Source organism: Bradyrhizobium elkanii WSM2783, from assembly GCF_000472865.1.
Lineage (GTDB): Bacteria > Pseudomonadota > Alphaproteobacteria > Rhizobiales > Xanthobacteraceae > Bradyrhizobium > Bradyrhizobium elkanii_A.
Map to the genome: position 1 here is coordinate 44,005 of NZ_AXAP01000034.1, position 19,662 is coordinate 63,666.

At 63.3% G+C, this 19,662-nt stretch carries 19 protein-coding genes; 11 read left to right on the plus strand and 8 right to left on the minus strand.

What is annotated here, in order from left to right:
• Positions 1-18: 18 nt before the first annotated feature.
• Complete coding sequence (locus tag YY7_RS0126540) at positions 19-423, minus strand: hypothetical protein (RefSeq protein WP_028165871.1); 405 nt, start codon at positions 421-423, stop codon at positions 19-21.
• Positions 424-663: 240 nt separating this feature from the next.
• Here YY7_RS0126540 and YY7_RS60690 point away from each other — a divergent pair, with 240 nt between their 5' ends.
• Positions 664-912 (plus strand): hypothetical protein, encoded by a 249-nt coding sequence (locus YY7_RS60690; RefSeq protein WP_155255332.1) that lies wholly within the window; start codon positions 664-666, stop codon positions 910-912.
• 223 nt (positions 913-1,135) lie between these two features.
• Positions 1,136-1,351 carry a hypothetical protein gene (locus YY7_RS52895; RefSeq protein ID WP_035690963.1) on the plus strand — a complete coding sequence of 72 codons (216 nt, stop codon included), beginning with the start codon at positions 1,136-1,138 and terminating at the stop codon, positions 1,349-1,351.
• 115 nt (positions 1,352-1,466) lie between these two features.
• On the opposite strand, the gene YY7_RS0126555 is transcribed toward YY7_RS52895, so the two are convergent.
• Entirely contained in the window at positions 1,467-2,015 is a 549-nt protein-coding gene (locus YY7_RS0126555) for a CreA family protein (RefSeq protein ID WP_051396930.1), read from the minus strand.
• A 240-nt stretch (positions 2,016-2,255) separates the two neighbouring features.
• Between YY7_RS0126555 and YY7_RS0126560 the strand changes: the two genes are divergently transcribed.
• The 4 genes from YY7_RS0126560 to YY7_RS0126575 all read left to right on the plus strand — a co-directional run bounded on the left by YY7_RS0126560 (position 2,256) and on the right by YY7_RS0126575 (position 6,448).
• The gene (locus YY7_RS0126560; RefSeq protein ID WP_051396931.1) at positions 2,256-3,839 is read left to right on the plus strand and encodes a L,D-transpeptidase family protein; all 1,584 of its coding nucleotides are present in this window, start codon (positions 2,256-2,258) and stop codon (positions 3,837-3,839) included.
• A 311-nt stretch (positions 3,840-4,150) separates the two neighbouring features.
• A complete protein-coding gene (locus tag YY7_RS0126565) occupies positions 4,151-4,726 on the plus strand; it encodes a glutathione peroxidase (RefSeq protein ID WP_028165874.1) in 576 nt (191 codons plus the stop codon).
• A gap of 145 nt (positions 4,727-4,871) precedes the next feature.
• Complete coding sequence (locus tag YY7_RS0126570) at positions 4,872-5,873, plus strand: polysaccharide deacetylase family protein (protein ID WP_028165875.1); 1,002 nt, start codon at positions 4,872-4,874, stop codon at positions 5,871-5,873.
• Between the two features lie 14 nt (positions 5,874-5,887).
• Positions 5,888-6,448, plus strand: a complete 561-nt coding sequence (locus YY7_RS0126575; RefSeq protein ID WP_028165876.1) for a dihydrofolate reductase family protein — start codon at positions 5,888-5,890, stop codon at positions 6,446-6,448.
• Between the two features lie 107 nt (positions 6,449-6,555).
• Here the strand turns inward: YY7_RS0126575 and YY7_RS0126580 are convergent, their stop codons facing one another.
• Positions 6,556-7,008, minus strand: a complete 453-nt coding sequence (locus YY7_RS0126580) for a DoxX family protein (protein WP_028165877.1) — start codon at positions 7,006-7,008, stop codon at positions 6,556-6,558.
• 160 nt (positions 7,009-7,168) lie between these two features.
• Positions 7,169-9,478 carry an NADP-dependent malic enzyme gene (locus tag YY7_RS0126585; RefSeq protein ID WP_028165878.1) on the minus strand — a complete coding sequence of 770 codons (2,310 nt, stop codon included), beginning with the start codon at positions 9,476-9,478 and terminating at the stop codon, positions 7,169-7,171.
• 259 nt (positions 9,479-9,737) lie between these two features.
• On the opposite strand from YY7_RS0126585, the gene YY7_RS0126590 reads away from it, so the two are divergent.
• Entirely contained in the window at positions 9,738-11,714 is a 1,977-nt protein-coding gene (locus tag YY7_RS0126590; protein ID WP_028165879.1) for a hypothetical protein, read from the plus strand.
• A 3-nt stretch (positions 11,715-11,717) separates the two neighbouring features.
• Here YY7_RS0126590 and aspS read toward each other — a convergent pair whose 3' ends face one another.
• A complete protein-coding gene (aspS, locus tag YY7_RS0126595; RefSeq protein ID WP_028165880.1) occupies positions 11,718-13,490 on the minus strand; it encodes an aspartate--tRNA ligase in 1,773 nt (590 codons plus the stop codon).
• Between the two features lie 192 nt (positions 13,491-13,682).
• On the opposite strand from aspS, the gene YY7_RS0126600 reads away from it, so the two are divergent.
• The 3 genes from YY7_RS0126600 (at position 13,683) to YY7_RS52905 (ending at position 16,087) form a co-directional block, all read left to right on the plus strand.
• Positions 13,683-15,161, plus strand: a complete 1,479-nt coding sequence (locus YY7_RS0126600) for a protein adenylyltransferase SelO (protein ID WP_028165881.1) — start codon at positions 13,683-13,685, stop codon at positions 15,159-15,161.
• Between the two features lie 201 nt (positions 15,162-15,362).
• The gene (locus YY7_RS52900; RefSeq protein WP_051396938.1) at positions 15,363-15,566 is read left to right on the plus strand and encodes a hypothetical protein; all 204 of its coding nucleotides are present in this window, start codon (positions 15,363-15,365) and stop codon (positions 15,564-15,566) included.
• Between the two features lie 17 nt (positions 15,567-15,583).
• Positions 15,584-16,087, plus strand: coding sequence for a NuoB/complex I 20 kDa subunit family protein (locus YY7_RS52905; RefSeq protein WP_080663859.1), 504 nt, complete (start codon positions 15,584-15,586; stop codon positions 16,085-16,087).
• 258 nt (positions 16,088-16,345) lie between these two features.
• Here the strand turns inward: YY7_RS52905 and YY7_RS0126615 are convergent, their stop codons facing one another.
• On the minus strand, positions 16,346-16,897 hold the full coding sequence (locus YY7_RS0126615) for a hemerythrin domain-containing protein (protein WP_245287410.1): 552 nt from the start codon (positions 16,895-16,897) through the stop codon (positions 16,346-16,348).
• Between the two features lie 199 nt (positions 16,898-17,096).
• Positions 17,097-17,306: a hypothetical protein gene (locus tag YY7_RS0126620; RefSeq protein WP_028165883.1), complete on the minus strand. Its 210-nt coding sequence runs from the start codon at positions 17,304-17,306 to the stop codon at positions 17,097-17,099.
• Between the two features lie 142 nt (positions 17,307-17,448).
• Between YY7_RS0126620 and chrA the strand changes: the two genes are divergently transcribed.
• Entirely contained in the window at positions 17,449-18,675 is a 1,227-nt protein-coding gene (chrA, locus tag YY7_RS0126625) for a chromate efflux transporter (protein ID WP_051396933.1), read from the plus strand.
• A 132-nt stretch (positions 18,676-18,807) separates the two neighbouring features.
• Here the strand turns inward: chrA and YY7_RS56775 are convergent, their stop codons facing one another.
• Positions 18,808-19,251: a hypothetical protein gene (locus YY7_RS56775; RefSeq protein ID WP_155255333.1), complete on the minus strand. Its 444-nt coding sequence runs from the start codon at positions 19,249-19,251 to the stop codon at positions 18,808-18,810.
• Between the last annotated feature and the right edge of the window lie 411 nt (positions 19,252-19,662).

Below are 19,662 nucleotides of genomic sequence, written 5' to 3' on the forward strand. Positions count from 1 at the left end.
ATGATCGAGAAACGCCGCTCACTCCGTCGCCGGATCGAACATGCACTGCAGCGTCGGCTTCGCGATCTTGGTGAAGGTCGGGCCGATCTCGGACTGCTTTGACGGCGGCACCCAGTCGGTCTCGATCGTCGGCACGCCGGTCTCGCTGATCCCGCGCAGCAAGGCTTCGCGCAGATCGGGATCCTCGACGGTGGCGGCAGCATAATCGTGCAGACAGCCGCATACGGCTTCCGGATGCGCCCAGCGGCCAAGCATGTGGGGGGCGCACTGGCGCACGAATTCACCGCGCGGATCGGGCAGCACCTTGAACAGGGTGCGGAATTGCACCGGCTGGGTCTGATGCGCTGTCGGCGCCTGCGCTTGCGCCGAACTGGCAGAAATGATCGATGCCGCGATGACGGCGAGACAGGTGCGCAAGAGCATGCAGTTCATTTACCGTCGGCTTTCCTGCAGACTTCTCACAGCATGATCCGGAAAAGTGGAAACCGGTTTTCCGAAAAGATCATGCTCAAACAAGGAGCTCAGTTGGCGGCAACGACGATAGCCTGAGTCGTGGCGCCTGCAATCGGCGAACCCGTATAGGAGAAGCTGCCGATCCCCGGAAGGTCGCTGTTGGAGGACCCGGCCATTGAGGGTCCAGCCAGGACGAAGGCGAAGGCAAGGATGAAGCTGATCGTCCGCATTTGGCTGTCTCCGGTCTTCCAGCGTTCCCGCCTCGTATGGCGGTTTGATAACCACGCCCTGTTTCCGGACATCTGCGCGAAAACCTCAAAATGGTTTCATTCCACTGCCGAATTGTTTCGTGGGCTCGGCGCGACGAAACATTGGGGCAGAAAACGCAATGATTTCAGTACCCGCATTTCTGGTACACCAGCGCGCTCGCGCCGTGCCTCGCCACCGGCGAAGAAATGATTCACCTCGCGAATGACATAGATCAACGCCGGCAACCACGGTTTGCCGCTAGATTATCGATGCGCCGATCAACAACGTCGCGAGTTCTTAATCTTTGGCCGCTAGGAGCACTGCGGCGAACTGAACCCAACAGCTTGCTCCACCGACTCAGTCGCACAACTCGCAACCTTTGTTGATGGTCGCGCGTTAGCTACTTCTCTCAATCCAACGAAGGATCGCAGTCGTGGGCGATGGCAACATCGACGTTGGCAAGGAAACCGCGACCCGCAAACCCGGCCAGCAGCAGATGGCGGGTGCGATGTCGCAGCAGGACATCCACGTCATGGGTGACAATGAATGCGCGCAGCAGAAGCTTGTGCGCCTCGTGGGCTGCCGCGATCCCCAAGCCCGCCTTCAGGCCAGCATGCGAGGGTCCGACTGGAAGAAACGGCAGTTCTAGAGCGTTTTCGAGCGAAGTGGACACCGGTTCGCGTGAAGAAAACGCGTCAAAACAAGAATCTAGAGCTTCGGTTCTGATTCAATCAGAACCGAAAATGCTCTAGCCCTTTCTTCCACTACTGGATGAAGTCGCCGCACTTCTGCACGACAGCGTCGGCCGCGCCCCACGGCATGATCGGCACCGAAGAGGTCGAGTTCTTCGGCGAGCCTTCGATCAGCTTGTCCGAATAGACCATGTAGACAAGCACGTTGCGCTTGGCATCGCACCCGCGGACGATCTGCATCTTCTTGAAGAACAGGGACCGGCGCTGGCGGAACATGTCGTCGCCCTGGCTCATCTTGTCCTTGAAGCGGATCGGGCCGATCTGCCGGCAAGCCAGTGAAATGTCGGAGACTTCCTCCGCCACCCCCAGCCAGCCCTTGAAGCCGCCCTTCTCCGGCACCGTGAAATGACAGGCCACACCTTCGACCTCGGGATCGTCGACGCCATAGGTCGCGAGCTTGTCGTTGGGCGAAATCCACTTGAACACGGTGGAGCGGCGGAAGATCAGGTCAGGCTCGTCGGCAGCGACTGCCGCCTGCACCAGTCCCAGCGCCAGGACGACTGTGGCCAAAGCCAGCCTCTTCCAAGGCAGTTGCGGAGAAGTGATGGCTTTGGCGTGCATGATGGCTCCGCTACGTTGTTGGCGCGGCCTATGTATGGCGAAAAGGCTGCAAGGAAAGGCTGAAAGGAAAGGCTGCGCGCATTGAGAGGCGCGTTGGCCGGTTTAACCTAATGTGAGGCTTTTTTGCTACGCTTTCTATGAAAAGCGCTACGATCACAGAAGGGTTAAAGTGCCTGCGCTGGTGAACGTATTTCGCCTCTGCGACAACCAACCAATAGCGGACTGGGAATCTTAAGGACTATGCGCGTGAGCGGACGTCGGGTTTCAACATTGCATACTGCAAGTGAACGGGCTTGGAAGATCGCGCTTCTGGCGACGGTAGGCACGCTTGGCGCCGCCTCGCAGGCCGATGCCGCGCTCTACTACTACCGCGACTATGATCCCACCTACTATCAGCCCGAGCCGCAGATTCAGCCGCGGCGGCAGAAGCCGCGCAAGCCCGCTGCAAAGGCCGCAGCCCCGGAGAAAGAAACCGGCATCAAGCCTCAGACTCCGCTGATCATCACGGTCTCGATCCATGACCAGAAGATGCGGGTCTTTGACGCCAACGGTCTGTTTGCCGAGAGCCCGGTCTCGACCGGCATGAAGGGCCACTCCACCCCGATGGGTATCTTCAGCGTCATCCAGAAACACAAATTCCATCACTCCAACATCTATAGCAACGCGCCGATGCCCTACATGCAGCGGATCACCTGGTCGGGTGTCGCGATGCATGCCGGCGTGCTGCCCGGCTATCCGGCTTCGCACGGCTGCATCCGGATGCCGATGTCATTCGCGATCAAGATGTGGAACTGGACCAAGATGGGCGCGCGCGTCGTCATCACGCCCGGCGAGATCACACCCGTTGCTTTCTCGCATCCGCTGCTCGCCACGCAAAAGGTGGCGCCGCAACCCGTTGCCGAAGAACCGAAGGTGGATGCTCCGCTTGGCGTCAAGGGCGACAAGGGCGCGGAGCTCAAGCCTGCCAACGAACCCGGTATCGAGCTGCGCGCCACCGTGGGTCATGCCGAGTTGCAAACATCGCTGCGCGAGCAGACCCATACTGCGGACGCTAGCGGTGCGATGCCGGCCACCCGGCTGGACAACAGCGCGGTCGGCGAAGCGAGCTCAGCCGGCGAGCAGAATCCGATCGACATCACTGCCAGCACGGAAGCTTCGAAATCCGAAGCCCTTGCCGCTGAACGTGTGAAAGCCGCGAGAACGGCCGAAGCGGTCAAGCAGGATGCACCGAAAGTCGACGCCGCCAAATCGACCGAGCCCAAGGAATCCGAGCAAGCGGCCGAGCCCGCCAAGCCGGGCGACGCGCCCGCTGCCGACGTCAAGAAGGATGGTTCACGTTTGCCGGCCGCCGCAAAGCTCGATCAGCCGAAGCGGACCGGCCAGATCGCCGTCCTGATCAGCCGCAAGGATTCCAAGCTTTACGTTCGGCAGAATTTTGCGCCGCTGTTCGAGGTGCCCGTGGTGATCGCGCCTGGCGACCGGCCGCTGGGCACGCATGTGTTCACCGCCCGGGTCGACAAGAGCGATCCCAACCTCCTGCGCTGGTCGGTGGTCTCGTTGCCGACTGCACGCACAGCGGCGCGGCTCGAGGAAGATGCCTATCCGGGACGGCGCCGCCGCGGCGCGACGGCCCCCGCCGAGGTCAAGCCGCAGCCGCTCGCGAGCAGCCCGGCAGAAGCGCTCGACCGCATCACCATCCCGCAGGACGCGATGGCGCGCGTCAACGAGGCGCTGACCACGGGCGGCTCGATCATCGTTTCCGACCAGGGCATCAACCAGGGCGAGACCGGCGAAGGCACGGACTTCATCATCCCGCTGCGCTGAACGTCTTGGCTGGGAGCGCAGACCAGCTCCGGCCTTCTCCAGCACAATAAATTGAGGCTCTCTCCTCCGTCATTCCGGGATGCGCCGAAGGCGCAGACCCGGAATCCATCAGGCCGCAAAACGCGTGGATGAATGGATTCTCCGATGTGCAATTGCACATCGTAGCTCGCGCTTCGCGCGCCCCGGAATGACACGCAAATCGACGCCGCAAGCACGGCTTCGCCTCTCCGCCGTAACGTCTTGTTGAAAGCCCCGCTCCACCCCCGGCCGGGTTATTGTTCGGCGAATCTTCACGCTGAAGGGGAATGGCCATGATCAGCCGCAGAATCTTTGCCGCGGGCGCGGTGGCGGTATTGGCCGAATCTTCATTCTCCCGGACCTTGCAGGCAGAGCCGGCGATGAGCCGGGTCACCGCCTACGCCTTCTCGTTTCCGGCGCTGCAGGGCGGTGACATCCGGCTTGCCGAGCATGCTGGCCGTCCGCTCCTGATCGTCAACACCGCCTCGCTCTGTGGCTTCACCCCGCAATATGCCGGGCTGCAGGCGCTGTGGACGGAGTTCCGCGACCGTGGCCTGGTCATCATCGGCGTCCCCTCCAACGATTTCGGGAGCCAGGAGCCCGGCGGCGCCACCGAAATCGCCGAGACCGCGCATCACCAATATGGCGTCACCTTCCCAATGGCGGCCAAGGCCGTCGTGAAAGGCCCCAATGCGCATCCCTTCTACAGATGGGCTGCCGAGGCGCGTCCGAAGGATGTCCCGCGCTGGAACTTTCACAAATATCTGATCGGCCGCGACGGCTACATCGCCGACGTCTTCCCTGAGTCGGTTGCGCCGGAGGACACGAGGGTCAAGACCACCATCGCCCGGGCGCTGGCGGCGGCCTGATCCCCTGCAATTTACCTGTGCAGGAAGTCGGCCTCCGTTGCATTGGCGGGGTGTGACCATCTAGGCTACTATTAGTTGGGGTGGGCGGCAGTTCGAGCGGGCTTTGGATACCTCCACCCGCACGATAGCTCTAGGGAACACAGCCATGCGCATTGCGGCAGGTCTGATTTTGGCGGGCGCAGTTTCGCTGCTCTCGTCCACCGCGGTTTGGTCGCAGACTCCCCCAATGGTCAAAGGTGCTCCCGTCGCCAAAGGCGCGAACGCCGCTCCGGCGCCCGCGCAGCAGGCGGCCACTCCGCAGGCGGCGCCTGCGCCGGTTCCGGCGGCCGCCCCCGCACAGCCACCGCAGCCAGCACGCGCCGCTTGCAACAATCCGAACGCGCTCGGCGTCGGCCGCACGGTCGAGATCGACACGACAGGCGGACCCGGCTTCGGCTTCGAGCATTTCAAGCAGCTGGACTTCCTGCGCGACCACGAGGTGGTCCTCACCTTCGACGACGGCCCGTGGCCGAACAACACGCCCGCCGTGCTGAAGGCGCTGGCGGACGAATGCACCACCGGCATCTTCTTCCCGATCGGCAAGCACGCGACCTACCATCCCGAGATCCTCAAGCAGGTTTACAACGCCGGCCACACCGTCGGCGCGCACACCTGGTCGCATGCCAACCTGAACAACAAGAAGCTGACTGAAGACCAGCGCAAGGACGAGATCGAGAAGGGCTTCGCCGCGGTCAAATGGGCGCTCGGCGTCTCGCCTTCACCGTTCTTCCGCTTCCCGGCGCTGCAGCATCCGCCCGAAATGGTGACCTATCTCGGCACCCGCAACGTCGCCATCTTCTCCTGCGACCTCGACTCGTTCGACTTCAAGGCGAGCAAGCCGCAGACGGTGATCGAGACCGTGATGAAGAAGGTCGACAAGCTCGGCAAGGGCATCATCCTGATGCACGACTTCCAGAAGCACACCGCCGAAGCCCTGCCCGAATTGTTGAGCCGGCTGAAGGCCGGCGGCTACAAGGTCGTCGCAATGCGCGCCAAATCCCCGGTGCAGGTGCTGCCGAAATATGAGGAAGAGCTGGCCAAGGACGCCAAGCTGCCGACGGTGAGCGCACGGCCGGTCAACAGCGTCGTGACGACGGTCAACGAATAGACTCCCGAGTCGTCGTGCCGGCGTTGCGTTTCGAAGGCTATGTGATTGTCTCCGCCGATGGCCGGCTGGCGAACGCAAATAATGTGATGCCGAACGAATTGAAATTCGAGGGCGACAAGAGATTCTTCTCCGCCGCCCTCGACCGTGCCGACTTGATCGTGCATGGCCGCAATTCCTACGAAGACCAGCCGAACTCGCCACAGCGAAAACGCATCATCGTGACGCGCAAGGTGCCCGCCATCGCGGCCGATCCCGCGAATCCGAACGCTACGCTCTGGAATCCCGCCGGCGCTTCGTTCGAGACGGCGAGCGCGCAAGCGGGTGTCACTTCCGGCACTGTCGCGATCATCGGCGGTCCTTCAGTGTTCGATATGTTCATGGACCGCTACGACACGTTCTGGCTGTCGCAGGCGCCGGGGGTGAACCTGCCGGACGGGGAGCCGTGCTTTCCCGGCGTCCCTGCCCGCTCGCCGCAGCAGATCCTTGCATCCCACGGATTGAAGCCGGGCGAGCCGCAAATCCTCGATGCCAACCAAGGCGTCACCGTCACGCCGTGGCGGCGCGACACAGCGTGAGGCTGCCGCAGCCCGGGTGGAAGCGCCAGCGTAACCCGGGGCCGCTCGCAAATACGGATACCGCCATCCCGGGTTACGCGTTCCGCTCCACCCGGGCTACAAGTCTCTCACGCATCGCCGTAAGCTGCCTCAGTGCTCCGCGGCGTGCGGCCGTAGCCGGCGAGGATGAACAGCGCGCCGATGATTGACAGGTTCTTCAGCGCCTCCATCAGCGTGTGGGCGTTGTCAGGCGCCGGCTGATTCCAGAAATCGTGGAAGTAGAAGGTCGCGCCGACCACGAGGATGATGAGCAGGATCGAGACGAATCGCACCAGCCAGTTCAATGCGATCATCAGGCCGGCGATGACTTCGAACACGCCGACCGAAATCGCGATCAATTGCATGATCGGCATTGCCGCCAAGGTTTCAAGCTGGTGCGCATAGGGCGCTGCAATCTCGGGAATGGTGATCTTGGCTGCGAAGGAATCCGCGGTCGCCTGGATCGCCAACAGCTTGGTTGCTCCCGAATAGATGAACAGGACGGCGAACAAAACTCGTCCGAAAGCAATGAACCCCGGCATGGTCGTCCCCATTGATCGCAGTCGTAAACCGAGCCCGGAACGATTATGGTCGTTCCGCCTGCCGCGAGCAATTCGAATTCGTCTCCGCCAAGATCATGATCCGATGAATCGGATCATGATCTCATCTTCTTGTTTGAGCAGGAGCTTTTCGGATCATGCTCTAGCCGAACAAGGTCGGCTGCGCGCGGCCCGCACGCTCCTGCGCCTCGACCGCGGCTACCGCCGTCATGTTGAGGACACCGCGCGCCGTCACCGACGGCGTGAGGATATGCGCCGGCCGCGCCGGGCCTATCAGGATCGGGCCGACGGGAAGCGCGTCTCCCAGCGACTTGATCATCTGGTAGGCGATGTTGGCCGCATCGAGATTCGGCATGATCAGGATGTTGGCCTCGCCTTCCAGCTTCGATCCCGGCAGCACCAGGTCACGCACGGCCTTGGACAGCGCGGTGTCGCCCTGCATCTCGCCGTCGGCCTCGATCTCCGGATGCTTTTCTTTAAGGAGCTGCGTGGCGCGCCGCATCTTGCGCGAGGATTCGGTGTCGTAGCTACCGAAATCCGAATGCGACACGAACGCGACCCTGGGCTTGAAGTTGAAGCGCTGGACGTGGATCGCCGCGAGCGAGGCCATCTCCGACAGCTCTTCCGGGCTGGGATTCGGCCGTACCTGCGTATCGGCGATGAAATAGGCGCCCTTGGTCGAGATCATCAGCGCCAGCGCCGCGTAGTCGCTGACGCCAGGCAGGAAGCCGATGATCTCGCGCACGTGGCGCAGATGGCTCATGTAGCGGCCCTCGACGCCGCACAGCATGGCATCAGCCTCGCCACGCACCACCGCCAGCGCCGCGATGACAGTGTTGTTTGTGCGCACCACCGTACGCGCCGCATCCGGCGTCACGCCGCGCCGGCCGGCGACCTCGATATAGGACTGCACATAGGAGCGATAGCGCGGATCGTCCTCGGGATTGATGAGGTCGAAATCCTTGCCGGCCTGGATCGCAAGGCCGAACCGCTTGATGCGGGCTTCGACCACCGAGGGCCGCCCGACCAGGATCGGCCGCGCCAGCTTCTCTTCCAGCACCACTTGCGTGGCGCGCAGCACGCGCTCGTCCTCGCCTTCGGCGTAGATCACGCGCACCGGCTGCGTCTTGGCCTTGGCGAACATCGGCTTCATGACGAGGCCGGAGCGGAAGGCGAAGCGCTCGAGCAGCGCGGTGTATTCGTCGAAATTCTTGATCGGCCGTGTCGCTACGCCCGATTCCATCGCCGCCCTCGCCACCGCCGGCGCAATGCGCAGGATCAGGCGCGGGTCGAACGGGCTTGGGATCAGCGAGCCGGGCCCGAAACCCTGCGTCTCACCGGTGTCGTAGCGCGACGCGACCGCATCCGAGGGCGGATCGCGCGCGAGCTGCGCGATCGCGTCGACCGCCGCATGCTTCATCGCCTCGTTGATCGCGGTCGCACCGACGTCGAGCGCGCCGCGGAAGATGAAGGGAAAGCACAGGACGTTGTTGACCTGGTTCGGGAAGTCCGAACGTCCCGTGCAGATCATGGCGTCGGGGCGCGCTTTCCGCGCCTCGTCCGGCATGATCTCCGGCACCGGGTTGGCGAGCGCCATGATTAGCGGGTTCTCCGCCATCTGCTTTGCCATTTCCGGCTTCAGCACATTCGGCGCCGAGAGGCCGAGGAAAATGTCGGCGCCGCCGATCACGTCGGCCAGCACCCGCGCATCCGTGTTCTGCGCGTAGACCGCCTTCCAGCGGTCCATCGAGGTGTTGCGGCCCTCATGGACGACGCCGTCAATGTCGCAGACCCAGATGTTCTTGCGCTGCGCCCCCATCGACACCAGCAGATTGAGGCAAGCGATCGCAGCCGCGCCCGCGCCGGAGCAGACGATCTTCACCTCGGACAGCTTCTTGCCGTTCAGCAGCAGCGCATTGACGATCGCAGCCCCGACGATGATCGCGGTGCCGTGCTGGTCGTCATGGAAGACCGGGATCTTCATCCGCTCCTTGAGCTGCGCCTCGATCTCGAAACACTCGGGGCCGCGGATGTCCTCCAGATTGATGCCGCCGAAGGTCGGCTCCAGCGCCGCCACCGTCTCGACCACGCGCTCGATCGTGTCGGCCTTGATCTCGATGTCGAACACGTCGATGCCGGCGAATTTCTTGAACAGCACCGCCTTGCCTTCCATCACCGGCTTCGAGGCCAGCGGGCCGATATTGCCGAGCCCAAGCACCGCGGTACCGTTGCTGACCACCGCGACCAGGTTCGCGCGCGCCGTCAGCGAGGCGGCCTCGGCGGGGNTCTTTGCGATCTCGGTGCAGGCGGCGGCGACGCCGGGCGAATAGGCGAGCGCCAGGTCGCGCTGGTTGGCGAGCGGCTTGATCGCCTGTATTTCGAGTTTGCCCGGTCGCGGCAGCCGGTGATAGGCCAGCGCCGCCGAATGGAGATCTTCAGAAGAGGATGACATCGTACTCTCGCGTTTCCGGCCTCAAGCTCTTATTCTATGCAAGTCTTGTTCTATGCAGTCTAACAAGGCCAGTTGTCCGGCAGATGGAGCCGGATGTGAAGCACGCCGGGCCCCCTCGATGCAACATCGGATCGCACTCCCGTCAACAGCCGCCCGCCTGCGCAATATTTGAAGCCATACCGCCCTTTCCTTCTCCGGTCATCCCCTTGAGAACATGGCAATTTGTCCCCGGGATGATCGGTAATTCGGAGCTGACCGGATGATACGGATTTTGATCGGCCTGATCGCCGCGGTCGTGGTCGCCGCCGCCGGCCTGCTCGGCTTCAATCTCTACGTGCAGCATCGCATGACCAGCGGCATCGAGGCGACCTTCGCGCAGGTGCGCGCCGCCGGCGGCAAGGCCAGCCATGGCAAGGTGACGGTGGATATGCTGGCGCGCACCGTCACGGTCGTGGACATCGTGGGCGAATCGGCGGCGCAGCCACCAGCTCGCTTAAGGATCGCGAGCCTGACCGCCACCGGTGTCCGCCAGCCCGACCGGACCCGCGTCTCCGCGGAGAGCATCGAGCTGGCTGATATCGAGCTGGCAACCGAGGTGACCGACAAGGTCCCGGCCAGGGTGACCTACAAGGTGCCGCGCTTCACGGTGAAGGATTATTCCGGCTCCTCCACCCCGGCGCAACTGCCGGCCTCGGAATCCCTGCTCGACATCTATCGCTTTGCGCTCCAGCAGTTCACTGCGGTTGCGGCCTCATCGGTCATAATCCCGTCGGTGACCGGCACGATCAACGGCGGCGCGGCGACGCCTGATGGTGGCGAGTTCGCCTATTCGGGCGTTGCGCTGCAAGACGTCAGGGATGGCAAGGTCGCCAGCACCAAGGCGGACAGCTTCACCTTCACGGTGAACACGCCGCAGGCGGGCAAGCGCGCGAAACTGACCGGCACTCTCTCCAATCTCGTCGCCCATGATTTCGACGCCGCTGCGGCAGGCACCGTGCTCGATCCTGGGAAGTCGAACGACGACAGCTATCACCGCATCTACCGGCAAGTCTCGGCCGGCCCCTATGTGCTGGCCACCGATCAGGGCATGCGGGCGCAGATCGACAGCATCAAGGTCGACGACATCGCGGTGCGGCCGTCAAAGCTGCAACTGCCCGCGATCCTCGCGCTGATGCCGCAGCCCGGAGCCGGCCCTCCGACCCCGACCCAGGCGCGCGAAATCATGGAGAAGATGGCCACCCTCTATGAAGGCATTCGCATCGGCAATGCGGAATTGCGCGGACACACGATGCGGACGCCGCAGGGACCGTTCAAGCTGGCGGCGATCCGCGCCAATCTGGAAAACGGCCGCGGCCGATTGGCGCTCGAGGGCCTGGACGTCGAGACGCCAAAAGGGCCGTTCAGGTTCGACCGTCTTGCGCTGAATTCCTTCGACATCCCGCAACTGATGCGCTTCGCGGCGCGCGCCAACGCAGGGCCGAAGCCCACGCCGGACGAAATCTTTGGGTTGTTCGGGGTGTTCGAAGGCATCGAGATCAAGGGCGCCGCCACGCCCTTCCGTGACACCGACAAGCTCATCAACATCGACACCATCAGCCTGGGCTGGGGCCAGTTCGTCGGCCCCGTCCCAAGCAAGGCGCATCTGGTGGCGAAGCTGAACGTGCCCGTAGACGCGACCGATCCGGCGATGCAGCCGCTTGTTGCGGCTGGCATCGACCGGGCGGCCGTCGCCCTGGATCTCGGCGCCGGCTGGACCGAACAGTCCGGCGCCTTCGTGCTCGCGCCCGCAAGCCTCGAAATCGGCAACCTGCTGAAGGCATCGGTCCACGTCGCGCTCGCCAATGTGCCGCGCGGTGTGTTTTCTGCCGATCCGGTGCAAGCGGCGAGCCACGCCGGCCAGATTGAGGCCGGAGCTATCGAGCTGACCTTGCGCGACAGCGGCTGCGTCGATCTTGCGGTTGCGCAGTATGCCCGCGCCCAGAACGTCAGTCGGGAGGCGGCGAGAGGCGCCATCATCGACCAGATCAAGGCGTTTGGCCAAGCCGTCGCCGCCAATCCCGATGCCGCCGCCGCGGTGGACGCCGTGGTCCGCTTTGTCGAGAGTCCCGGACAAACGCTGATCATCAAACTGACGCCGCACGGCAAGATGCCGGCGCTCCAGCTCGTTCAGCTCCTCAAGACCGACCCGCTGATCGCGCTCGCGCAATTCCTGGTCGAGGCCTCGACGGGACTCTGAGCATCACTTGTTGGGCAAATTCACCCTGATGTGAAGTTCGCGGAGCTGCTTCGTGGTTGCTTCCGACGGCGCGCCCATCAGGAGATCGACGGCCTGCTGGTTCATCGGAAACAGCGAAATCTCGCGCAGGTTCGTGGTGCCGCAGAGCAGCATCACGATGCGATCGAGCCCCGCCGCCATGCCGCCATGCGGCGGCGCGCCGTACTGGAACGCGCGGTACATGCCGCCGAAACGCTCAACCACGTCCTCTTCGCCATAGCCCGCGATCTGGAACGCCTTCACCATCGCTTCCGGCTTGTGGTTGCGGATGCCGCCGGAGGCGATCTCATAGCCGTTGCAGGCGATGTCGTACTGGAAGGCCTTGATGGTCAGCGGATCCTGCGTCTGCAGCGCTTCCAATCCGCCCTGCGGCATCGAGAACGGGTTGTGCGAGAAGTCGACCTTCTTGTCTTCCTCGTTGTACTCATACATCGGGAAGTCGACGATCCAGGCCAGCTCGAACCGGTCCTTGTCGATCAGGTTCAATTCCTCGCCGAGTTTGGTCCGCGCAAGGCCGGCAAACTTCCAGAACTTGTCGGGCTCGCCGGCAACGAAGAACGCCGCGTCGCCTTCCTGCAGACCGAGCTGCTCACGGACCGCAGCGGTCCGTTCAGGCCCGATGTTGTTCGCAAGCGGGCCCGCGCCCTCGCCGCCTTCGCGCCAGAAGATGTAGCCGAGGCCCGGCTGGCCCTCGCCCTGCGCCCAGGAGTTCATGCGGTCGGCGAACGCGCGGCTGCCGCCGCCCTTCGCCGGAATCGCCCACACCTGGTTCTTCGGGTCTTCCAGCATCCGCGCGAACACCTTGAAGCCGGAGCCGCGGAAATGCTCGGAGACCTCCTGCATGATGATCGGGTTGCGCAAATCGGGCTTGTCGGTGCCGTATTTGCGGATCGCCTCAGCAAATGGAATCCGCGGCCAGTTCTTGGTGACCGGCTTGCCCTTGGCGAAGTCCTCGAACACGCCCGTGATGACCGGCTCCATCGCCGCAAATACGTCGTCCTGAGTCACAAAACTCATTTCGACGTCGAGCTGGTAGAACTCGCCCGGCAGGCGGTCGGCGCGCGGGTCCTCGTCACGGAAGCAGGGGGCGATCTGGAAGTAGCGATCGAAGCCCGACATCATGATCAATTGCTTGTACTGCTGCGGTGCCTGCGGCAGCGCGTAGAACTTGCCGGGATGGATGCGCGAGGGCACCAGGAAGTCGCGCGCGCCCTCCGGCGAGGATGCGGTGAGGATCGGCGTCTGGAATTCGAAGAACCCCTGCTCCTTCATCCGCTTGCGCATGGAATCGACGATCGCGCCGCGGGTCATGATGTTCTGGTGCAGCTTCTCGCGACGCAGGTCGAGGAAACGGTACTTAAGCCTTATGTCTTCAGGATATTCCTGTTCGCCGAACACCGGCAGCGGCAGCTCGGCGGCGGGGCCGAGCACCTCGATCTCGCTGACATAGATCTCGACCTGCCCGGTCGGAAGTTCCGGGTTGTCGGTACCTTCGGGGCGGCGGCGGACCTTGCCGTCCATCCGCACCACCCATTCCGAGCGGAGCTTTTCGGCATCGTGGAACGCCGCCGAATCCGGGTCTGCCACGCATTGCGTGATGCCGTAATGATCGCGCAGGTCGATGAACAGCACGCCGCCATGGTCGCGAACGCGATGGACCCAACCGGAAAGGCGGACCGTCTCGCCGATGTGGCTCTCGCGGAGCGCGCCGCATGTATGTGACCGGTAGCGATGCATGGACTTCCCAAACAGATGTCGGAGGGTTCGAATCGGGCGGCCAGCGGCCTGCCCGAATTTGGGGGTCGGTTTACCCGAGGCCGCGAGGTGCGGCAACCAAGGGAACGCCCTGATTTGCGCCCGAACCGGACATTTTCGGCCCCGATGGCGCGAAGTGTTTGCCTAATCGGGGCCCGAGCCTATCTTTAGGCCATGACGGTGCATTTCCCCTTCCAGAACTCCTATGCGGCACTGCCGGCGAACTTTTTCGCCCGTGTCGCGCCGACCCCGGTTGCCGCCCCGCGCCTGATCAAGCTCAACCGGCCGCTCGCGGTTCAACTCGGGCTCGATCCGGACCTTCTGGACACCCCGGAAGGGGCGGAAATCCTCGCCGGCAAGCGCCTGCCCGAGGGCGCCGACCCTATCGCGATGGCCTATGCCGGCCACCAGTTCGGCCAGTTCGTTCCGCAACTCGGTGACGGCCGTGCCATCCTGCTCGGCGAGGTCATTGACCGGGACGGCGTCCGCCGCGACATCCAGCTCAAGGGTTCCGGCCCGACGCCGTTCTCCCGCCGCGGCGATGGCCGTGCCGCGCTCGGCCCGGTCCTGCGCGAATACATCGTCAGCGAAGCGATGTTCGCGCTGGGCATTCCCACGACGCGTTCGCTCGCCGCCGTCATCACCGGCGAACATGTGATCCGCGAGACCGCGCTTCCGGGCGCGGTGCTGACACGTGTGGCGGCGAGCCATGTGCGCGTCGGCACCTTCCAATTCTTCGCCGCCCGCGGCGACACCGATGGCGTGCGTGCCCTCGCCGATCACGTGATCAACAGGCATTATCCTGAAGTGGCAAAGTCGGATCGTCCGTATCACGCTTTGCTCGAAGGCGTCGTCGCCCGCCAGGCCGAGCTCGTCGCGCGCTGGCTCCTGGTCGGCTTCATCCACGGCGTGATGAACACCGACAACACCTCGATCTCGGGCGAGACCATCGACTACGGCCCCTGCGCCTTCATGGACGACTACAACCCCGCGCAAGTCTACTCCTCGATCGACGAGATGGGCCGGTACGCCTATGGCAACCAGCCGCGGATCGCGCTGTGGAATCTGACGCGATTGGCTGAATGCCTGCTGCCGCTGTTCTCCGACGACCAGGAGAAGGCGATCGAACAGGCGCAATTCATCCTCGGCGATTTCTCCGAGAAGTTCAGCGCCGCCTATGCAGCGGGGCTGCGTCGGAAGATCGGCCTGTTTGGCGAACGCGACGGCGATGAGGCGCTGATCGAGGGTCTCCTGGATGCCATGGCGAAAAACCAGGCCGACTTCACCCTCACCTTCCGCCGCCTCGGCGATGCAGCCCTGGATGCATCGGCCGACGAGAACGTCCGCGCCCAGTTCATGGATCCGCAGGCCTTCGACGAATGGGCCACGCGCTGGCGGGAACGCCTTGCCCTCGAGCCACAAACGCCGTCCGAGCGCCACTCGGCCATGTGCGTCGTCAACCCCGCCTTCATCCCGCGCAACCACCGCGTCGAAGCAGTGATTGCGGCGGCGACGAACGATGACAACTACGCGCCGTTCGAGGAACTGTTGACGGTGCTGTCAAAACCCTACGACGACCAGCCGCAATACGCAGCTTACGCCGAGCCGCCGCTGCCGGATCAGCGCGTGCTGCAGACATTTTGCGGGACATGAGCCGACCTCCCCGTCATTCCGGGGCGATGCGCAAGCATCGAGCCCGGCATCCATTTCGCCGCCAGCGCAGGCGGTCCAATGGATTCCGGGCCTGCGCCTTACGGCGCATCCCGGAATGACGCGCTGAGCTTGCCTGCCTTCTTTAGCAACAATTCGCCGCTCCCGTCGTTGGCCCGACACCCATCAGCGATGGAGCATGACATGAACGAGCGCAATCGCGATCCGGGAACTCCGATAAAGCGCGTCGAGCCGAACGGCGTCGAGCCTGAGTTCTCCGAGGATGATCTTCAACGACAGCAATTCGGTCCGCGCGGAGTGCCCGGGCAACCGGACCCGGCAAGGATGACGCCGCAACGGGCCAAGAAGACACCAAAGAATGCCGATCCGGGCGGCCATACCGCCTGAGCGTTGAGAGACCGCGTATGTTGGACACCCTGTCACTGGCGGAAAATGTAGAGCATAACCTCGGCGATCGCGGCTACTTCGTCGCGCCGCTCGATGACCTCGTGACATGGGCGCGATCGGGTTCGCTGATGTGGATGACCTTCGGCCTTGCCTGCTGTGCCATCGAACAGATGCAGGTCTCTATGCCACGCTATGACATCGAGCGTTTCGGCGCCGCGCCACGCGCCTCACCGCGACAGTCCGATGTGATGATCGTCTCGGGAACCCTCTGCAACAAGATGGCTCCCGCCTTGCGCAAGGTCTACGACCAGATGCCGGAGCCGCGCTACGTGATCTCGATGGGCTCCTGCGCCAATGGCGGTGGCTACTATCACTATTCCTATTCAGTCGTGCGCGGCTGCGACCGCATCGTCCCGGTAGACATCTACGTCCCCGGTTGTCCGCCAACCGCAGAGGCCCTGCTCTACGGCATCATGCTGTTGCAGAAGAAAATCCGTCGCACCGGCACCATCGAACGATGATAATTCCCCCGTAGGATGGGTAGAGCAAAGCGAAACCCATCGCGATGAGCAAGCCGCGAATGATGGGTTTCGCTTCGCTCTACCCATCCTGCGGATTCGCTCCACTCAATCTTACGAAGATTTAAGGTGGGGCCCGGTGTGCCTAGGAGGCCGAGCCCCATAACCTCAACAACCTGGCCGTCAAGCTGTTCGGCTACATTGATATCCTAGTGCCGCTGGTCCAACTCGTATTGATCTGCCGCAACTGCGGCGCGCGTTTCATCGCGGGGTGAATTGGGAGAGATCGTTGATCCCGGTTTGTCGTTCCAGATCAGCCACCCGCTTTGTCATCATCTCGAACCCGTCGTCGCCAAAGAGCTGATGTTCCTTTCGCTCGAAATCCTCGGCCATTGCATCGAACTCATGCGCGGAAACCAGGCTCCTCAGCATCGGGAACAGCTCGGTGTCTTCGCGCGCTGCGTGGGGACGATACATCGCGATGAAGGCGCGAACCGAGTCGGTGAGCTGTCGCCGGTCCTCGCCATCCTGCCGACTGCCCGGGGCCGTTCGGAGGATCGTCTCGGTCACACCCCGCCCGGCCTTGTGCTGGATCAGCAGCGTGTCGACGAGATCGACCATCTTTCCGGCTTTCTTGAAGCGTGGAAAGACCGCGTGCTCCTCCGACTCCTCGTGATAGTTGTGGATGAATTCGCGCACGATCTCGGCAGCGCGCGTCATGACCGAGGGGTCGAAATCCTCCTTAGCGGCAAACTTGCGGAGCCCCGCTTCGTAGACCAGAAGCACCCGATCGAGCATGCCGTGCTCGCGCATCAAATCTTCCGGCGGCGTGACCTCTGTCTTCTCCTTTTCCTCCTTGGACCGCGCTACAGCGAGTGACGGCGGGATCAGTCCCGCGGTCGTGATGATTCCCGTCACGGCAGTCCCCGTGATCAGAGCGCGTTTCCTGATATCGACATCCCGGTTCATCTCACAGGCTCCTCACAGGGATGATGCCCGCCGTCATCCTGCTCTAGCGCCAAGCCGCTTCGTTCTTCTGCTCGTAATCCGTGAACGCTTTCTCCAGCCCGCCGATCACCTCGGCTGAGGTCTCGAACATGGCCTTGAGCTGTGGTTCATCGAGCTTCGCGATGTCCTCACGAAGGTGGGTTTTTATGTCGTGTAACGCCTTTCGCATTTTCTGCGTATGATGGCGGGGATCCCGTTCGGCGGCACTTGCCATGACCAGTCTCCTGCGTGCTGAGTTGTGATAGCCCGACGCACTCGATGGACGGGCGTCACGGTTGGCGCGTTAACAGTTCAAGAGAACTGCGGTTCCTGCATCGATCCCGGCGCGGGAACTTGTCTGATGGGAATTCTGGACGATGAACATTGAGCGGATTTCAGACAGCGAAGCCAAACCTTCGCGCGCGGGCTCGCCGCTCGAAGTGCTTCTGGTCTTCCTCAAGCTCGGGCTGACGTCGTTCGGCGGCCCGATCGCCCATATCGGCTATTTCCGTAGCGAGTTCGTCGAGCGCCGCAAATGGCTCGACGAACAATCCTATGCGGACCTCGTGGCGCTGTGCCAATTCCTGCCCGGCCCGGCGAGCAGCCAGGTTGGTTTCTCGCTCGGATTGATGCGCGCAGGTTATCGCGGCGCGCTGGCGGCATGGACGGGTTTCACGCTGCCATCGGCCATCGCCCTCCTGCTGTTTGCCTATGGCGCCAGCGCATTGAGCGGACCGATCGGAACGGGGCTGGTGCACGGCCTCAAACTCGTGGCGGTCGCGATCGTAGCTCAAGCCGTATGGGGCATGGCGCGGACCCTGTGCCCCGACCGCGAGCGCGCCTCGATCGCGACGGTCGCCGCACTCATCATCCTGTTCAGCACATCATCGGTAGCGCAGATCGGCGCGATTCTGCTCGGCGGCATGGCCGGACTATGGCTCTGCCGCGCCGCGCAGCCGAGCGGAGAAAGCCATTTCGCCGTGCCGGTGTCCCGCGTCGCCGCCCTCGTCGCACTGGCGGCGTTCCTGATCCTGCTCGTCGGCCTGCCGGTCCTGGCACGGTTGTGGCCGTACGCGGGCATTGCCTTGTTCGACGCCTTCTATCGCTCCGGCGCGCTCGTGTTTGGCGGCGGTCATGTCGTGCTGCCGCTGCTGCGCGAGGCCGTGGTGACGCCGGGCTGGGTCGGCGACGACGTATTCCTGACCGGCTATGGCGCCGCCCAGGCCGTCCCCGGACCGCTCTTCACCTTCGCCGCCTATCTCGGCGCCGTCGTCAAAACGTCGCCGCACGGCATCGCCGGAGCCATCATCGGCTTGTTCGGCATATTCCTTCCGGGCGTCCTGATCCTGCTGGCAGCGCTGCCGTACTGGGACAGCTTTCGCAAACGTGCCGGCGCCCAGGCGATGATGCGCGGCGTGAACGCAGCGGTCGTCGGCATCCTGGGCGCGGCGCTCTACAATCCGGTGTGGACCAGCACGGTGCAGACGCCCACGGACTTTGCGATTGCCCTCGTCGGATTCGTGCTGCTCATCGCCTGGCGCGCACCGCCGCTCGTGGTCGTCGCCTTCAGCGCCATCGCGGGAATTGGCGCGGCGATCCTGTGACGCTTGACCAGTGTTTTCCCGGATAGGATTTCGGTCGCCTTCGTGTTCTAGGGTGAGGCGTTCATGTAGGCATATTTACGTGCGCCCGGCAGCCAACGCTGTCGGGCTTTTCGTTTGGATGCGTCGAGTAGTTCAAGCAGCCTTCTGCAGCGGATAAGTCTGCAGGCGCCGCGCCGACAGCGCGCAGCCGCAATCATGCATGGTGCTGCGCTCGATGACGAAGCGACGCTTCTCCAGCAAGGCACGAAGGCTTTGGTTCGCGGCCGGCTTCTGGGCATCGACCCAGACCACCAATACGCCGCTGGCGCTCAGGCAATCCGCCACCCAGTCCAGCGTCGCCTCGAGTGTGCGCAATGGGCGTCGGCGCCAGTCGACAAGCGCGACGTCGTACTGACCGGCCGGGCGTCCACAATTGCCCGTCGCGGTCGCGCGCGAATAACCGCGCCGCTGAAGCTCGAGCATCAATTCAAAGCTCTTGGAGCCGGCGACGACGATGCGGTGCTGCATCGAGCAGCCCGCCAGTTGGATCATCGGATCAATGATCCTGTCGCCAGTGCCAACCTGAAGGGAAGACATGACATCACCTGTTCCATTCGCTCTCGCCCGCGCGTCTCGGGCCGCACCTTCGATGCGCGCAATATCTTCAGGGTCGGATATGATTTCGAGAGCGACGAACCCGCACTCGTATATGCGCCGCATAGGGGCGCGTAACCGCGCCGTAGGATGGGTAGAGCGAAGCGAAACCCATCATTCGCGCCTGGGTTACCTAAGTTGATGGTTTTCGCTTCGCTCTACCCATCCTACGCAGGCGCGCGCGGGATAGGCAGGCCGACCCGCCATTAACCCCGCGTCCACCATCGCGGCGGCCGGTGGCCGGTAACCAAATCCCTTAACAGACCGTCAACCCGATCCCGACAAGTCTTACGACTTTGTTAGGGAGATTGCCGATGGAAGCCTTTGCTCTTGAATTCGTGGGAATGGCGATGG

Bases quoted from the DNA above. Each gene is read 5' to 3' on its own strand.
- YY7_RS0126540 (WP_028165871.1), bottom strand. From the start codon at position 423: ATGCTCTTGCGCACCTGTCTCGCCGTCATCGCGGCATCGATCATTTCT.
- YY7_RS60690 (WP_155255332.1), top strand. From the start codon at position 664: ATGAAGCTGATCGTCCGCATTTGGCTGTCTCCGGTCTTCCAGCGTTCC.
- YY7_RS0126555 (WP_051396930.1), bottom strand. From the start codon at position 2,015: ATGCACGCCAAAGCCATCACTTCTCCGCAACTGCCTTGGAAGAGGCTG.
- YY7_RS0126560 (WP_051396931.1), top strand. From the start codon at position 2,256: ATGCGCGTGAGCGGACGTCGGGTTTCAACATTGCATACTGCAAGTGAA.
- YY7_RS0126565 (WP_028165874.1), top strand. From the start codon at position 4,151: ATGATCAGCCGCAGAATCTTTGCCGCGGGCGCGGTGGCGGTATTGGCC.
- YY7_RS0126570 (WP_028165875.1), top strand. From the start codon at position 4,872: ATGCGCATTGCGGCAGGTCTGATTTTGGCGGGCGCAGTTTCGCTGCTC.
- YY7_RS0126580 (WP_028165877.1), bottom strand. From the start codon at position 7,008: ATGCCGGGGTTCATTGCTTTCGGACGAGTTTTGTTCGCCGTCCTGTTC.
- YY7_RS0126590 (WP_028165879.1), top strand. From the start codon at position 9,738: ATGATACGGATTTTGATCGGCCTGATCGCCGCGGTCGTGGTCGCCGCC.
- aspS (WP_028165880.1), bottom strand. From the start codon at position 13,490: ATGCATCGCTACCGGTCACATACATGCGGCGCGCTCCGCGAGAGCCAC.
- YY7_RS0126600 (WP_028165881.1), top strand. From the start codon at position 13,683: ATGACGGTGCATTTCCCCTTCCAGAACTCCTATGCGGCACTGCCGGCG.
- YY7_RS52900 (WP_051396938.1), top strand. From the start codon at position 15,363: ATGAACGAGCGCAATCGCGATCCGGGAACTCCGATAAAGCGCGTCGAG.
- YY7_RS52905 (WP_080663859.1), top strand. From the start codon at position 15,584: ATGTTGGACACCCTGTCACTGGCGGAAAATGTAGAGCATAACCTCGGC.
- YY7_RS0126615 (WP_245287410.1), bottom strand. From the start codon at position 16,897: ATGCGCGAGCACGGCATGCTCGATCGGGTGCTTCTGGTCTACGAAGCG.
- YY7_RS0126620 (WP_028165883.1), bottom strand. From the start codon at position 17,306: ATGGCAAGTGCCGCCGAACGGGATCCCCGCCATCATACGCAGAAAATG.
- chrA (WP_051396933.1), top strand. From the start codon at position 17,449: ATGAACATTGAGCGGATTTCAGACAGCGAAGCCAAACCTTCGCGCGCG.
- YY7_RS56775 (WP_155255333.1), bottom strand. From the start codon at position 19,251: ATGTCTTCCCTTCAGGTTGGCACTGGCGACAGGATCATTGATCCGATG.